The following is a 15,469-nucleotide window of genomic DNA, read 5'->3' on the forward strand; positions in this document are numbered from 1 at the left end:
CTGCCGGCTCGCAAGGGGTTGATTCGGGCATTGTGAGTAGGATTGTGAGTACGATCCGGGTGGTAGAGTCGCCGGACTGAATAGAATCAGGAGCTTAGGCCCGAAATGATCTTGATGATCGATAACTACGACAGCTTCACCTTCAACGTCGTGCAGTACCTCGGCGAACTCGGCGCCGAGGTGGTGACCCATCGCAACGATGCCATCACCCTGGAGGAGATCGAGGCGCTGGCGCCGAGCCACCTGGTGGTGTCGCCGGGGCCCTGCACGCCCAACGAGGCGGGCATCTCCATGGAGGCGATCCGCCACTTCGCCGGCCGCCTGCCGATCCTCGGCATCTGCCTGGGCCATCAGGCCATCGGCCAGGTGTTCGGCGGCCGGGTGGACCGCGCCCCGCAGGTGATGCACGGCAAGACCTCGCGTATCCGCCACCATGGCCTCGGCGTGTTCGAGGGCCTCGAGGACCCGCTGGAGGTCACCCGCTACCATTCGCTGGTGGTGGATCGCGACAGCCTGCCGGACTGCCTGGAGGTCACCTCCTGGACCGACGAGGACGACGTGACCCCGGGCCTGATCATGGGCATGCGCCACCGCGAGCTCGACATCGAAGGCGTCCAGTTCCACCCGGAATCGATCCTGACCCGCCAGGGCCATGAGCTTCTGGCCAACTTTCTCAAGCGTCGCTGAATCGCTGACACTGCCACAAGGAGACGACGGCCATGCAGATGCGGGAAGCCCTCGGTGCCCTGATGCGCCACGAGAACCTGAGCTTCGACCAGACCCATGCGCTGATGACCGCCATCATGACCGGGGAGGCCAGCGACGCCCAGATCGCCGCCTTCCTGATGGGCATGGCGATGAAGGGCGAGACCCCCGAGGAGATCAGCGCCGCCGCCCAGGTGATGCGCGAGCTGATGTCGCCGGTCACGCTGCACGCCGAGAACGTGGTCGACATCGTCGGCACCGGCGGTGACGGGGCCAACCTGTTCAACGTGTCCACCGCCTCGAGCTTCGTCGCCGCCGCCGCCGGTGCCCACGTGGCCAAGCACGGCAACCGCGGCGTGTCATCGTCGTCGGGCAGCGCCGACCTGTTCGCCGTGGCCGGCATCGGCCTCGACCTGGACGCCGACCAGGTGGCGCGCTGCATCGAGGACGTGGGGGTCGGCTTCATGTTCGCCCCCAACCACCATCCCGCCATGCGCCATGCCATCACCGCGCGGCGCGAGATGGGCGTGCGCTCCCTGTTCAACATCCTCGGCCCGCTGACCAACCCGGCCGGGGCCCGTCGCCAGCTGCTCGGCGTCTATTCCGCCGAGCTGGTGCCGCTGATGGCCGAGGTGCTCAAGCGCCTGGGCAGCGAGCACGTGCTGGTGGTGTGCGCCGAGGACGGCCTCGACGAGATCTCGCTGGCCGCGCCGACCAAGGTCGCCGAGCTCAAGGACGGCGAGATCCACGAGTACACCATCGCCCCCGAGGACTTCGGCATCGCCCGCCACGACCTCGGCGCCCTCAAGGTGAAGACCGCCGAGGACAGCCTGCGGCTGGTGGAGCAGGCGCTGATCGGCGAGGGCCCGGCGGCGGACATCGTGGCGCTCAACGCCGGCGCGGCGCTGTATGCCGCCGACGTCGCCGATACCCTCAAGGAAGGCGTGGCCCTGGCGCAGGACGCCCAGGACTGCAAGCTGGCCCGCGAGAAGCTCAAGGAGCTGGCCAACTTCACTCGCGTCTTCGCCCAGTAGTCACCCGCCCAGGATCGATTGATGACCGCATCTACCGCTACTCCGACCATCCTGACCCGCATCCTGGCGCGCAAGGACGCCGAGGTCGCCGAGCGCCGCCAGGCCGTGTCCGAGGACGAGCTGCTGCGCCTGGCCGGCCTGCAGTCCGCGCCGCGCGGCTTCGTGGCCGCCCTCGACGCGCGCATGCGTGACGGCGACCCGGCGGTGATCGCCGAGGTCAAGAAGGCGTCGCCCTCCAAGGGCGTGATCCGCGAGGACTTCCGTCCTGCCGAGATCGCCGCCAGCTATGCCGCGGGCGGGGCCGCCTGCCTGTCGGTGCTCACCGACGCCGACTTCTTCCAGGGCCATGAGGACTTCCTGGTCGAGGCCCGGGAGGCCTGCTCGCTGCCGGTGATCCGCAAGGACTTCATCACCCACGGCTATCAGGTCAGCGAGGCGCGGGCCATCGGCGCCGACTGCATCCTGCTGATCGTCGCCGCCCTGGACGACGCCCGGCTGGCCGACCTGCACCGCCAGGCCACCGAGCTCGGCATGGACGTGCTGGTCGAGGTCCACGATGCCGCCGAGCTGGAGCGTGCCCTGGCGCTGGACCTGGCGCTGGTCGGCATCAACAACCGCGACCTGCACACCTTCGCGACCCGCCTCGAGACCACCCTGGACCTGCTGCCGCGCATCCCCGCCGGCGTCACCGTGGTCACCGAGTCCGGCATCCACAGCCGCAACGACGTGCTGCGCATGCGCGAGCATGACGTCCACGGCTTCCTGGTGGGCGAGGCCTTCATGCGCGAGGAGGATCCCGGCGAGGCGCTGCGCCGCCTGTTCTACTAGCGCGACTTCGACGCAGCACGACGCCCCCGGCGAGCCATCGCCGGGGGCGTCGTCGTTTCAGGGCGTGTCGCTGCGTCAGTGGCGGTGCCGGCCCAGGGTGGCGGAGGGCGATTCGCCGAACAGCCGGCGGTAGTCCCGGGCGAACTGCCCCAGATGGTAGAAGCCCCAGTCGGCGGCCGCCTGGCTCACCGTGGTCTCGGCCTCGGGCTCGCACAGGCGACGGCGCACCCGGTTGAGCCGCGTCAGGCGCAGGAACTGGATGGGGCTGACGCCGAGGATGCTGGTGAAGCTGTAGCGCAGGGTACGCTGGCTGACGTGGGCGATTTCGCACAGTTCCTCGAGGCTGACCGGCGGCGTCGCGCCGCTCTCCAGGTGGTCGCGGACGCGATCCACGACCCGGCGGCGGTGGCGATAGCTGGGTGGCCGCTCGGTGTTGGGCGTCTCCTCGCGCAGGATCTCCTGCAGCGCCAGGCCGAGGATGTCCTGATGCACCCGGGGCTCGAGTCCTTCGCCCTCGAGGCCCAGCAGGCGCTCGATCAGGAAGGTCGTGGCCTGGCGCGTCTGGCGCGGCAGCTGCAGGCGCATCAGCCGCTCCGGATCGGCGTCCAGCAGCGGGCGTGCCGCCGCGCCGCCCGCCCTGGCCAGCCACTCGCGGCCGACCACCAGCCCGTAGATGTCGAACGCATCCGGGGTGACCAGCTCGAAGTCGTGGCCGCCGGGCTGGCACATGATCTCCCGCTCGCCGACCCGGTGGCCGTTGATGCGGCAGTCGCCGGCGGCGGCGGGGATGCCGATCCACAGCGAGTCCGGCCAGACGTTGCACTGCTGGCCCAGCGCATGGCTGGTGTATTCCTTGAACACCTGCATCGCCGGCAGGTGGATCTCGTCGATGCGGCCATAGAAGCCGCCCTGACCGAACTGGTCGTACTCCTGGGACCAGTCGGTCAGGTTGTGGGCGTGTTCGTTGGCGTCCCATGCCTCCCACATGCACTTCCTTGGTGCGCGCTCGGTGGTTCGACCCTCTGATGGCACGCGTCGTCACTCCTTCTGCCCCGGTCCTGGCGGTGATCCGTGGGGCAAGATGTTGTTTTAATTTAATTATTCTGTTTTTGCCGGAAAACGATAACGCCCGCGAAGCGTCGTCGTTACGCTTTTAAAAAGCAAGTTCCGTTCCGGCGCCTTGCGGCGGCCCGAACGCTCGACCAGGAGACGCTCATGGCCCAAGCCTATCACCATACGCTGGGAAGCCGGCACTATCGCTTCGACAGTCTCGCCGAGCTGATGGCCAAGGCCACGCCGGCCCGCTCCGGCGACCGGCTGGCCGGGGTCATCGCCGACTCCGCCGAGGAGCGGGTGGTGGCCCAGATGGCGCTGGCGGAGCTGCCGCTCTCGACCTTCCTCGAGGACCATCTGGTGCCCTACGGCGAGGACGAGATCACCCGCCTGATCGTCGATACCCACGACGCCGATGCCTTCGCGCCGATTCGACACCTGACGGTGGGTGACTTCCGCAACTGGCTGCTGAGCGATCTCGCCACGCCCGAGACGATCGCCCGGGCGCGTGCCGGCATCACCCCGGAGATGGCCGCCGCGGTGAGCAAGATCATGCGCAACCAGGACCTCATTCTCGTCGCCCGCAAGTGCCGGGTGACCACCGCCTTTCGCAACACCATCGGCCTGCCCGGGCGGCTCTCCACCCGGCTGCAGCCCAATCACCCCACCGACGACGCCACCGGCATCGCCGCCAGCCTTCTCGACGGCCTGCTGTACGGCAACGGCGACGCGGTGCTCGGCATCAATCCGGCCACCGACAACGTCGCCCAGAGCATCAAGCTGATGACGCTGATGGACGAGGTGATCCAGAAGTACTCGATCCCCACCCAGTCCTGCGTGCTGACCCACGTCACCAACACCCTGGAGGCGATCGAGCAGGGCGCCCCCGTGGACCTGGTGTTCCAGTCCATCGGCGGCACCCAGGCCACCAACGAGAGCTTCGGCTTCGATCTCGCCACCCTCGGCGAGGCGCGTGACGCCGCCCGCAGCCTCAAGCGCGGCACCGTGGGCGACAACGTCATGTACTTCGAGACCGGGCAGGGCAGCTCGCTGTCCGCCAACGCCCATCACGGCCTCGATCAGCAGACCTGCGAGGCCCGCGCTTATGCCGTGGCCCGCCACTTCGAGCCGCTGCTGGTCAACACCGTGGTCGGCTTCATCGGCCCCGAGTACCTGTTCGACGGCAAGCAGATCATCCGCGCCGGCCTCGAGGATCACTTCTGCGCCAAGCTGCTCGGCGTGCCCATGGGCTGCGACATCTGCTACACCAACCACGCCGATGCCGACCAGAACGACATGGACAATCTGTTGACGCTGCTGGGCGCGGCGGGTTGCACCTTCATCATGGGCATCCCCGGCTCCGACGACATCATGCTCAACTATCAGACCACCTCCTTCCACGACGCCCTCTACGCGCGCCGGGTGCTCGACCTGTCACCGGCCCCGGAGTTCGAACGCTGGCTCGACAAGATGGCGATCTTCGAGGACGTGGCCCGCCATCGCCCCAGCGGCCGGTTGCCCGACGCCTTCGCCCGTCCGCTGAGCCGCCTGCCCGAGGGAGGTGTCCGATGAACGATGCGATTCCGGCCCACGGCGTCATCGACAATCCCTGGCATCGGCTGCGCGAGTTCACCGACGCGCGCATCGGACTCGGCCGCGCCGGCACCAGCCTGCCCACCCGGCGCTCGCTGGAGTTCCAGCTGGCCCATGCCCGCGCCCAGGACGCCGTGCATCTGCCGCTGGACGTCGAGGCGCTGTGCCGTGACCTCGACGGCCTGAAGACCGGCCGGCCGATCCATCGCCTGCACAGCTTGGCGGCCGACCGCGAGACCTACCTGCAGCGTCCGGACCTGGGTCGGCGCCTCGACGAGGCCTCCCGCGAGCGGCTGGCCGAGGCCGACGAGGCGCCGCGTCCCGCCGTCGATCTGGCCATCGCCGTGGTCGACGGGCTGTCGTCGCTGGCCGTGCAGCAGAACGCGCCGCCCTTCCTCGAGGCGCTGATCCGGCGGCTCGCCGAGGACGACCAGGACTGGTCGCTGGCGCCGCTGACGGTGGTCGAGCAGGGTCGGGTGGCGATCGGCGACGAGATCGGCGAGGGCCTCAACGCGCGCGCCGTGCTGGTGCTGATCGGCGAGCGTCCGGGGCTCAGCTCGCCGGACAGCCTCGGCCTCTACCTGACCTGGGGACCGCGGATCGGGCTGAACGATGCCGCCCGCAACTGCATCTCCAACGTGCGCCCGGCGGGCTTCGTCTTCGACGAGGCCAGCCGCCGGCTGATGTACCTGCTGCGCGAAGCGCGGGCCAAGGGCCTGTCCGGCGTACAGCTCAAGGATCGTACCCAGGACGACGTCATCGAGTCCTCGGGCGGCGTCCAGAACTTCCTGATCTCCTGATACCGGCGGGTGTCGCACCCGCCATGCTCCATCGCGACCTCCAACGACATTGCATAACAACAGCGCAAAGGTGACTCGATGAACGACGCGAACCTGGACCAGGACTACCTGGCCAAGCGACAGCTGAAGAAGGGCAGCGCCGGCTGGCTGCTGCTGGCCGGCCTCGGCGTGTCCTACGTGATCTCCGGCGATTTCGCCGGCTGGAACTTCGGCATCGCCGAGGCGGGCTGGGGCGGCTTCGTCATCGCCGCCGGCCTGATGGGGTTGATGTACTTCGCCCTCGTGCTGTCGCTGGCCGAGATGTCGGCGGCGATTCCCGCCGCCGGTGGCGGCTACAGCTTCGCCCGCCAGGCCATGGGACCGGCCGGCGGCTACCTGACCGGGCTGGCGGTGCTGATCGAATATGCCCTGGCGCCGGCGGCCATCGTCATCTTCATCGGTGCCGCGGTGGAAGAGCTGCTGGGGCTCAACGGCCCCGCGGTCTATGCGCTGTTCTACGCGGTGTTCATCGGCATTCACCTGACCGGTGCCGGGGAGGCGCTCAAGGTGATGATGGTGATCAGCGGCCTGGCGGTGTTCGCCATCCTGGCCACCGCCCTGGCGCTGTTCGGCGTCTTCGATGCCCGCAACCTGTTCGACATCGCGCCCACCGACGCCGCCGGCGCCAGCGCCTTCCTGCCCTTCGGCTGGGCCGGGGTGTGGGCCGCGCTGCCGTTCGGCATGTGGCTGTTCCTGGCGGTGGAGGGCGTGCCGCTGGCCGCCGAGGAAGCCAAGAATCCGGCCCGTGACGTGCCCCGCGGCATCATCGGCGCGATGCTGTTCCTGCTGGTCACGGCGGTGCTGGTGGTGGTGCTGCTGGCCGGGGCCGCCGGGGCCGGCGCCATCGGCGCAAGCGGCGTGCCGCTGGTCGACGCGCTCAAGGCCGCCGATCATCCGACGCTGGCCACCCTGGTCAACGTGCTGGGCCTGGCCGGGCTGGTCGCCTCCTTCTTCTCGATCATCTACGGCTACAGCCGCCTGGTGTTCGCCCTGTCGCGGGCCGGCTATCTGCCGAAGATGCTGTCGCTGACCAGCCGCCGCAAGGCGCCGACCTGGGCGCTGGTGGTGCCGGGGGTGTTCGGCTTCCTGGTATCGCTGAGCGGCGAGGGCGACCTGATCCTGGGCATGGCCGTGGTCGGCGCGACCGTGTCCTACGCGCTGATGGCGCTGAGCCATATCCTGCTGCGCCTGAAGCGTCCGGAGCTGGCGCGCCCCTACAGGACGCCCGGTGGCATCCTGACCTCCGGCGTGGCGCTGGTGCTGTCGCTGGTGGCGCTGTCCGGCGTGTACGCCTTCGATCCGCGGGCCTTCATCTACACCCTGGGGCTGTTCGCGGTCGGCGCGGCCTACTTCTTCCTGTACAGCAGGAACACCCTGGTGGCGAAGACCGCCGACGAGGAGTTCGCGCTGGTGGCGGACGCCGAGGAGAGCCTCGAGACCAGCCCTGTCGGCTGAGCGTGAGGACCTGCCGCCAACGCAACGGGGCCGCCCATCTGGGCGGCCCCGTTGCGTGAGTGGGCAGCAGAGACGATGGCGCCTAGATCGGACTCGCCACCGTCTGCAGCGAGTGCCTGGGCGAGTCGGCATAGACCAGGCTGATCAGGGTGTCGCCGCGCTTGGGCGACAGGCCGGTCTCGCCGGTCGCAATCCTGAGTCGTCCGCTCGGGCCGATGCACAGCATCGGCAGCCAGCGACCGGCGTGAGCCTGGCGTTGCGGCTCCATGCGGAACTTCTCGCCGCAGCGTTCCAGACGCACCTCGCCGCCCTCCGCCACCAGGCGCGACAGCTTGGCGAAGGTCACGTCGCGGCCGAACAGCAGCGGCAGGTGGTCCAGCGCCTGGCCCTGGGGGCGGTTGCCGCGCCGGCCCTCGTCCACCGCCAGGCGGAAGACCCGGTCACGGCCCAGCAGGTGCTCGAAGTGCAGCGCCGCCAGGTCGTTGAGCTCCCGGTACGGCGAGAGCGGCAGCAGATAGCCGATGCCGCTGAGCTCCAGGTGCTGGGCGGCGTGCTCGGAGAGCGGGTCGCCGTAGTAGGTGGTCAGGCCCTCGTTGCGGGCCAGCTGGATGGCGTCCCAGCTGCTGTCGGCCAGCACCACGCTGACGCCGGCGTCGCGCAGGGTGCAGGCCAGCTGACGCGCCACGGCGTTGGCGCCGATGATCAGTACGCCGTTCGGGGAGGGGCGCTGAACGCCCAGCCAGCGGGCCAGGGGGCGCGACAGCAGGCTCTGGCTGACCACGGTGCTGATGATCACCAGGAAGGTCACCGGCACCAGCATCTCGGCGCCGGGCATGCCTTCTTCCTCGAGGCGCAGGGCGAACAGCGAGGCCACGGCGGCGGCCACGATGCCGCGCGGCGAGATGAACGCCAGCAGCGCCTTCTCGCGCCACGCCAGGCCGCTGCCCAGGGTGCACAGCCACACGGACAGCGGCCGGGCGACGGCCACCAGCACCAGCAGGAAGACCCAGGCCGGCCAGTTCAGCAGCGCCAGCTGTTCCACGGTCAGCCGTGCGGCGAGCAGCAGGAACAGCCCCGAGATCAGCAGCACCGAGAGGGTTTCCTTGAACTCGATGATGGGGCGGGTGGGCACGCCGCGCATGTTGGCCATCCACACGCCCATCACCGTCACCGTCAGCAGGCCCGACTCGTGGAACAGCTGGTTGGACACGGTGAACAGCGTCAGCATCAGCATCAGGGTGCCGAAGCTGTGCAGCTGGTGGGGCAGCCAGTGGTGGCGGAGCATGAGGCCCCAGCAGTAGCCGCCGGCGATGCCCAGACCGAAGCCGATCAGCGCCGTCTGGCCGAACAGCGCCAGGGTATGGGTGGCCGCCTCGCCGCCGGCGCCCAGGGCCACGAACTCGTAGACCAGCACCGCGCCGATGGCGCCCATGGGATCAATCAGGATGCCTTCCCAGCGCAGGATCTGGGTCAGGTGCTCGCGGGCGCGAAGCGTCTGCAGCATCGGCAGGATCACCGTGGGGCCGGTGACCACAAGCAGCGCACCCAGCACGCTGGCCATCTCCCAGGAGAGGCCTAGCAGCAGCCGTGCCGCGACCGTGGCGATGACGCCGGTGATCAGCGCGCCCCAGGTTACCAGCCGCCGCACCGTGCGGCCGTGGCCGCCCAGCTCGCGGAAGTTCAGCGTCAGGCTGCCCTCGAACAGGATCACCGCCACCGCCAGTGACACCAGCGGGAACAACAGCTCGTCGAACAGCGCATCGGGTCTCAGCAGGCCCGTGACCGGGCCGGCGGCGATGCCGGCGACCAGCAGCGTCAGGATGGCGGGCAGCTTCAGCTGCCAGGCGAGCCATTGGCAGATCAGCGCCAGCAGGCCGATCATCGCCAGGTCGAAACCGGCATGCTCCATGGTCGTTCGCTCTCTCGTCAGGGTTAGCTTAAAGGGCGCGCAGACTAGCGCTGCCGACCCCGACATGCAATCGATGGAAGCGATGAATCACGTCGATAACGCGTCATCGTCGGAAAAGCCACAGCAGCAGCGACAGTATGGCGCTGATCAGCAGCATGCTGGTGAGGGGAAAGTAGAAGCGGGTGTGGCCGCGGTGGATCAGGATATCGCCCGGCAGCTGCCCCAGGGGCAGCCGGCCGAGCCAGGGCCACAGCAGCCCGGCGGCGACCAGCAGCAGGCCGATGACGATCGGCGTGCGTGACATGATCTCTCCTCCGGGCCGGGGTGAGGTGCGGCCGCGCTCAGGTGGCCCGCTTGAGCGCGCTCAGAAGCCCCTGCAGCGGATGTGGCAGGGCGGCGTCCGAGAGGCGTTTGGCCTGGCTGCGGCAGGAGTAGCCGCTGGCCAGCAGCCGGCCGGCGTTGGCCGGGTCCTCGACCTTGGGCTGCCAGGACTGGGCGTAGATGGTCTTCGAGGTCTCGAGGTTGCGCGCCTCGTGACCGTAGGTGCCGGACATGCCGCAGCAGCCGGTGGCGACCACCTCGAGCTCGAGGCCGAAGGCGGCGAACAGCCGCTGCCAGGCCTTGGGCGTGCCCGGGGCGTTGGTCTTCTCGGTGCAGTGGGCCAGCAGCCGGTAGCCGGGGTCGTCGAGGCGGGCGCCCTGCGGTGCCAGCTCGGGCGCGCGCTCTGCCAACCGCTCACTCAGCCATTCGGGCAGCAGCTGCACCTCGGGCACGGCCTCGGCGCCCAGCGCCTTCACGTACTCCTGGCGGTAGGTCAGGGTCATCGCCGGGTCGATGCCGACCAGCGGCACCCCGGCCTCGGCCAGCGCCCGCAGGCGCTCGGCCTGCTTCTCGGCGGTGCGCTCGAAGGCGCCGAGGAAGCCCTGCACGTGCAGCGGCTTGCCGTTGGGCGCGAAGGGCGCGACGAACACCCGCACGTCGAGGCGCTCGAGCAGCTCGACCACGTCCATCACCAGCCGGGACTCGAAGTGGCTGGTGAAGGCGTCCTGCACCAGCACCACGCTGTTGGCCTTCTGCGTCTCGGTGAGTCGGCCCAGCGATGTCGGCGTGGCCTCGGGCACGCCCCAGGCCTCGAGCTGCTTGTCCAGGCGCGCCCGGGACAGCCGGGGGCTGTCGACCATGCCCACCGGGCCTGCCAGCAGGCGGCTGATCCAGCGGTTGTCCAGGGCGGCGTTGTAGAGCGGCGCGACGCGGGACAGCGCCGGCATCATGAACTCCAGCCCGCCGATCAGGTAGTCGCGGGGCGGACGCAGGTAGCGGCCGTGATAGACCTCGAGGAACTGCGAGCGGAAGGTCGGCACGCTGACCTTCACCGGGCACTGGCCGGCGCAGGACTTGCAGGCCAGGCAGCCCGCCATGGCGTCGTAGACCTCGTGGGAGAAGTCGTCCTCGCCGCGGCGTTTGGCCAGGGTGTTCTTCAGCTTGCCGGGGAAGGCCTTGAGCGCGCCCCAGGCGCCGCCGCGTCGGGCGTCGCGCGAGGCCTCGAGCACGTCGACGCCGGCCTCGCCCTGCAGGCGCAGCCATTCGCGCATCAGGCTGGCGCGGCCCTTGGGCGAATGGATGCGCTGGCGGGTGGCCTTCCACGACGGGCACATGGCGTCGTCCGGATCGTAGTTGTAGCAGGCGCCGTTGCCGTTGCAGTAGACGGCGTCGCTGTGGGCCTGCCAGACCCGCTCGTCGATCCGGCGGTCATGCTGGCCGCGGGTCGGCACCCCATCGATGGCCAAAAGCCCCGGGTCGACCCACCTCACGGCCTGCTCGTCGTCGTTCTCGGCTTCCGAGGTCTCGCTCTCTGCCGAGGGAGCCCTACCCGAGTCTTCGGGCGGCGTGGAAACAGCGAGCGGCGTCGCGATCTTGCCCGGATTGAGCTGGTTATGCGGGTCGAAGGCGCCCTTGAGCCGCTGCAGGCTCGGGTAGAGCGGGCCGAAGAAGGCCGGGGCGTACTCCGAACGCACGCCCTTGCCGTGCTCGCCCCACAGCAGGCCGCCGTATTTCTGCGTCAGCGCGGCGACCTCGTCGGAGATCTCGCGGATCATCGCCTCCTGGGCCGGGTCCTTCATGTCCAGCGCCGGGCGCACGTGCAGCACGCCGGCGTCGACGTGGCCGAACATGCCGTAGGCCAGGCCGCGGGCGTCGAGCAGGGCGCGGAATTCGGCGATGTAGTCGGCCAGCTGCTCCGGCGGCACCGCGGTGTCCTCGACGAAGGGCAGCGGGCGCTTCTCGCCCTGGACGTTGCCGAGCAGGCCCACGGCGCGCTTGCGCATGCCGTAGACCCGGGTGATCGCCGCGCGGCCCACGGCCTGGGTGTAGCCCAGGCGGGTGACGCTGTCGTCCTGGGCGAGGTGCTCGCAGAAGGCCGCGACCCGCTCACTCAGGCGCTCGGGATCGTCGTCGTTGAACTCGACCAGGTTGATGCCGTGGGTCGGCGTGTCGCCGGTGTCAGGAAAGAACTCGCCGACGCTGTCCCACACGAAGTCCTGCTGGGCCAGGCCCAGCACCTTGTCGTCCACCGTCTCGATCGACGTGGGAGAGGCGCTGCTGGCCATGAGGGCCTTGGCGTCGCGCAGGGCATCCATGAAGCCGGCGTAGCGCACGTTGACCAGGGTCGAATGCTTCGGGATCGGCAGCACGTTGAGCACCGCCTCGCTGGTGAAGGCCAGCGAGCCCTCGGCGCCGCACAGCACGCTGTTGAGGTCGAACTTGCCGTCCTCGGTGCGCAGATGGGCGAGATCGTAGCCGGTCAGGCAGCGGTTGAGCGGCGGGAAGGTGTCGCGGATGCGCTCGCGCTCGGTGTCGATGATCTCGCGGGCCATGCGATGCACCCGGCCCACGGCGTCGTCGCGCTGGCACAGCGCCTCGAGTTCGTCGTCGTCCACCGGGCGGGTGACCAGGCGCTCGCCGCCGAGCAGCACGCTGTCGAGTTCGATCACATGGTTGCGGGTCTTGCCGTACTCGCAGCTGCCCTGGCCGCTGGCATCGGTGGCGATCATGCCACCGAGGGTGGCGCGGTTGGAGGTGGAGAGCTCGGGGGCGAAGAACAGCCCGTGGGGCTTGAGCGCGGCATTGAGCTGGTCCTTGACCACGCCGGCCTGGACGCGCACCCGGCGCGCCTCGACGTCGATGTCGAGGATGGCGTTCATGTGCTTGGAGACGTCGACCACTAGGCCGTCGGTGAGCGACTGGCCGTTGGTGCCGGTGCCGCCGCCGCGGGGGGCGAGCGCCACCCGGCGGAACTCGTCGCGGGCGGCCAGCCGGGCCAGGCGCTCGAGATCGGTGGCGTTGCTGGGATAGAGCACCGCCTGGGGCAGGCGCTGGTAGATCGAGTTGTCGGTGGCCAGCACCGTGCGGTTGGCGTAGTCGGGGGCGATCTCGCCCTCGAAGCCGGCGTCCTTCAGGGCCTCGAGGAAATGCAGGTAGGGGGCGTCGGAACGGTCGGAGGCGCTGAGGCGCCCGGTGTCCAGTCTGGCGATCATGGCGTTTTTCGGTCGCTGTCGCTGCCGCGCACGGCAGGGGAGAAGGAATCCCTACTGTACCGCGACGGGCCGCGACACGCATCCTGGCGCGTGGCGCCGGGGCGGGCTTTTGCCTACAATGGCCGCCTTGCGTTTGTTGATTTCACCGACTGCGACGGACCGGATTCCATGCTCGATCCCAAACTGCTGCGCGGCGACCTCGAGATGGTCGCCCAACGACTGGCCACCCGGGGCTTTGCCCTCGATACCGCTCGTCTCGCCGACCTCGAATCCCGGCGCCGGGAGCTTCAGGCCGAGACCGAGCGCCTGCAGAACGAGCGCAACACCCGGTCCAAGGCGATCGGCAAGGCCAAGGCCGCCGGCGAGGACATCCAGCCGCTGCTCGACGAGGTCAGCGACCTGGGCGAGCGCCTGGACGCCGCCAAGGCGCGCCTGGCCGAGCTGCAGGCCGAATGGGACGAGCAGGTCAGTGGCCTGCCGAACCTGCCCCACGAGAGTGTTCCTCAGGGCAACAGCGAAGACGACAACGTCGAGTTGCACCGCTGGGGCACGCCGCGCGGCTTCGACTTCGAGGTCCGCGATCACGTCGATCTGGGCGCCCGGACCGGCCAGCTCGACTTCGATCTGGCGTCCAAGCTGACCGGCGCCCGCTTCGCGGTGATGCGCGGCACCATCGCTCGCCTGCACCGCGCCCTCACGCAGTTCATGCTCGACAAGCAGACCCTCGAGCACGGCTACGAGGAGTGCTACGTCCCCTACATGGTCAACGACGACTCGCTGTACGGGACCGGCCAGCTGCCCAAGTTCGGCGATGACCTGTTCCGCCTGGAGGACGAGCGCGGCTATCGCCTGATCCCCACCGCCGAGGTGCCGCTGACCAACTTCGCCCGCGACGAGATCCTCGAGCACAAGCGGCTGCCGATGCGCCTGACCGCGCACACGCCGTGTTTCCGCAGCGAGGCCGGCTCCCACGGCCGCGATACCCGCGGCATGATCCGCCAGCACCAGTTCGACAAGGTCGAGATGGTGCAGCTGGTCGAGCCCGAGACCAGCTACGACACCCTGGAGGAGATGCGCGGCCACGCCGAGGCGATGCTGCAGGCGCTGGAGCTGCCGTACCGCGTGGTGACCCTGTGCACCGGCGACATGGGCTTCGGTGCCGCCAAGACTTACGACCTGGAAGTCTGGCTGCCGAGCCAGGACACCTACCGCGAGATCTCTTCGGTCTCCAACTGCGAGGACTTCCAGGCGCGTCGCATGCAGGCCCGCTTCCGTCATCCCGACGAGAAGAAGCCGCGGCTGCTGCACACCCTCAACGGCTCCGGCCTGGCCGTGGGCCGCTGCCTGATCGCGGTGATGGAGAACCATCAGAACGCCGACGGCTCGATCACGGTGCCCGAGGCGCTGCGGCCCTATATGGGCGGTGTCGAGACGATCAACGTCTAGGCACCGAGCGGTAGGCACCGAGCGACAAGCGCCGAGCGCCGAGCGACAAGAAAACCCCGAAGGCTTCCACCTTCGGGGTTTTCTTTTGCGGCGGACGATTTCATGCTCCTGGCTTGCAGCTTGCAGCTTGCAGCTTGCAGCTTGCAGCTTGCAGCTTGCAGCTTGCAGCTTGCAGCTTGCAGCTTGCAGCTTGCAGCTTGCAGCTTGCAGCTTGCAGCTTGCAGCTTGCAGCTTACTCCTTACGCCTCACTCCTCACCCTGTGGCCCCTCGATCTCCCAGCCGACGCTGATCGCGGCGTCGATGGAGAGGGTGCCGGGGCGGTACTCGGTGGCGCCGCCGCTTTCCCGCGCGTCGGCGCTCATCGCCATCATCCGCGGCTGGAAGACCGGCGCCTGGTTCTCGCTGACCGACAGCACGTCGCCCAGCGTTACATCGAGAGTGTCGGCCATCAGCTCGGCCTTGTGTTTCGCGCGCTGAAGGGCCTGGCTCAGGGCCTCGTCGGTGGCCGCGTCGCGGTTGGCGAGATCGTAGGTGACGCCGTCGAGGGCGTCGACGCCGGCCTCGGTCAGGGCGTCGAGAATCGTCGGCAGGCGGTCGAGCTCGTGGATCTCGACTTTCAAGGGCCGTTCGAGGCGGGTGCGCGCGAGCGTCTCGGTCTCGCCGTCGGGGCCGCTGGATTCGCGAATCCTCTCGGGCTGCACGCGCAGCGAGCCGGCACTGATGGCATCGCGCTCGACGCCGGCCGCCTCGAGGGCCTGAATCAGCGTGGCGGCGCGCTCCTCGAGCTGGCTGCGGGCCTGGCTCAGCGCCAGGGCGTCGCCGCCGCTGGCGTCGCGCTGGGCGATCGCCGGCGTGCGCTCCCACAGCCGGGCGCTGAGCGTGGCCTGGTCCGGCACCACCTCGAGTTCGGCGCGGGCCTGGACGTCGAGGCGATGCGGTGCGGGCTGGCCATTGGCCGCGGCGGCCATCGGCAGCGTGGCAAGGGTCAGGGCGAGCAGGCCGCCGGACAGGCGGGCACCAGGGCGAAGCGAATGGCGGTCGAGGTGCATGATGTCTTCCTTGTTGGCGAGGGT

12 protein-coding genes are annotated in these 15,469 nt (G+C 69.4%); 7 read left to right on the forward strand and 5 right to left on the reverse strand.

Annotated features, from left to right (window positions below; translation table 11 throughout):
* Nucleotides 1-105 precede the first annotated feature (105 nt).
* Genes ACGTNF_RS16025 through trpC form a run of 3 tightly spaced genes read left to right on the forward strand, consistent with a single transcriptional unit; the run spans nt 106 to nt 2,567 of the window.
* Nucleotides 106-687, forward strand: a complete 582-nt coding sequence (locus ACGTNF_RS16025) for an anthranilate synthase component II (protein WP_394602511.1) — start codon at nt 106-108, stop codon at nt 685-687.
* A 32-nt stretch (nt 688-719) separates the two neighbouring features.
* On the forward strand, nt 720-1,739 hold the full coding sequence (trpD, locus tag ACGTNF_RS16030) for an anthranilate phosphoribosyltransferase (protein ID WP_394602512.1): 1,020 nt from the start codon (nt 720-722) through the stop codon (nt 1,737-1,739).
* A gap of 21 nt (nt 1,740-1,760) precedes the next feature.
* On the forward strand, nt 1,761-2,567 hold the full coding sequence (gene trpC / locus ACGTNF_RS16035; protein ID WP_016853804.1) for an indole-3-glycerol phosphate synthase TrpC: 807 nt from the start codon (nt 1,761-1,763) through the stop codon (nt 2,565-2,567).
* Between the two features lie 75 nt (nt 2,568-2,642).
* Here trpC and ACGTNF_RS16040 read toward each other — a convergent pair whose 3' ends face one another.
* Nucleotides 2,643-3,554, reverse strand: a complete 912-nt coding sequence (locus ACGTNF_RS16040) for a helix-turn-helix domain-containing protein (protein ID WP_394602513.1) — start codon at nt 3,552-3,554, stop codon at nt 2,643-2,645.
* Between the two features lie 228 nt (nt 3,555-3,782).
* Between ACGTNF_RS16040 and ACGTNF_RS16045 the strand changes: the two genes are divergently transcribed.
* The 3 genes from ACGTNF_RS16045 to eat all read left to right on the forward strand — a co-directional run bounded on the left by ACGTNF_RS16045 (nt 3,783) and on the right by eat (nt 7,507).
* On the forward strand, nt 3,783-5,192 hold the full coding sequence (locus ACGTNF_RS16045) for an ethanolamine ammonia-lyase subunit EutB (RefSeq protein WP_394602514.1): 1,410 nt from the start codon (nt 3,783-3,785) through the stop codon (nt 5,190-5,192).
* Nucleotides 5,189-6,013 (forward strand): ethanolamine ammonia-lyase subunit EutC, encoded by an 825-nt coding sequence (eutC, locus tag ACGTNF_RS16050; RefSeq protein ID WP_394602515.1) that lies wholly within the window; start codon nt 5,189-5,191, stop codon nt 6,011-6,013. Before ACGTNF_RS16045 ends, eutC begins: the two co-directional genes overlap by 4 nt.
* A gap of 78 nt (nt 6,014-6,091) precedes the next feature.
* Nucleotides 6,092-7,507, forward strand: a complete 1,416-nt coding sequence (gene eat, locus ACGTNF_RS16055) for an ethanolamine permease (protein WP_394602516.1) — start codon at nt 6,092-6,094, stop codon at nt 7,505-7,507.
* Nucleotides 7,508-7,589: 82 nt separating this feature from the next.
* On the opposite strand, the gene ACGTNF_RS16060 is transcribed toward eat, so the two are convergent.
* The 3 genes from ACGTNF_RS16060 to ACGTNF_RS16070 form a co-directional block, all read right to left on the reverse strand.
* On the reverse strand, nt 7,590-9,416 hold the full coding sequence (locus tag ACGTNF_RS16060) for a cation:proton antiporter (RefSeq protein WP_394602517.1): 1,827 nt from the start codon (nt 9,414-9,416) through the stop codon (nt 7,590-7,592).
* Between the two features lie 103 nt (nt 9,417-9,519).
* Nucleotides 9,520-9,720 carry a DUF2905 domain-containing protein gene (locus tag ACGTNF_RS16065; RefSeq protein WP_394602518.1) on the reverse strand — a complete coding sequence of 67 codons (201 nt, stop codon included), beginning with the start codon at nt 9,718-9,720 and terminating at the stop codon, nt 9,520-9,522.
* 37 nt (nt 9,721-9,757) lie between these two features.
* Entirely contained in the window at nt 9,758-12,949 is a 3,192-nt protein-coding gene (locus tag ACGTNF_RS16070; protein ID WP_394602519.1) for an FAD-binding and (Fe-S)-binding domain-containing protein, read from the reverse strand.
* Nucleotides 12,950-13,117: 168 nt separating this feature from the next.
* On the opposite strand from ACGTNF_RS16070, the gene serS reads away from it, so the two are divergent.
* The gene (gene serS / locus ACGTNF_RS16075; protein ID WP_394602520.1) at nt 13,118-14,395 is read left to right on the forward strand and encodes a serine--tRNA ligase; all 1,278 of its coding nucleotides are present in this window, start codon (nt 13,118-13,120) and stop codon (nt 14,393-14,395) included.
* Nucleotides 14,396-14,641: 246 nt separating this feature from the next.
* Here the strand turns inward: serS and ACGTNF_RS16080 are convergent, their stop codons facing one another.
* Nucleotides 14,642-15,445, reverse strand: coding sequence for an SIMPL domain-containing protein (locus ACGTNF_RS16080; protein WP_394602521.1), 804 nt, complete (start codon nt 15,443-15,445; stop codon nt 14,642-14,644).
* Nucleotides 15,446-15,469: the final 24 nt, after the last annotated feature.

The sequence above is a fragment of the Halomonas sp. B23F22_10 genome (genome assembly GCF_043496975.1).
Lineage (GTDB): Bacteria > Pseudomonadota > Gammaproteobacteria > Pseudomonadales > Halomonadaceae > Halomonas > Halomonas smyrnensis.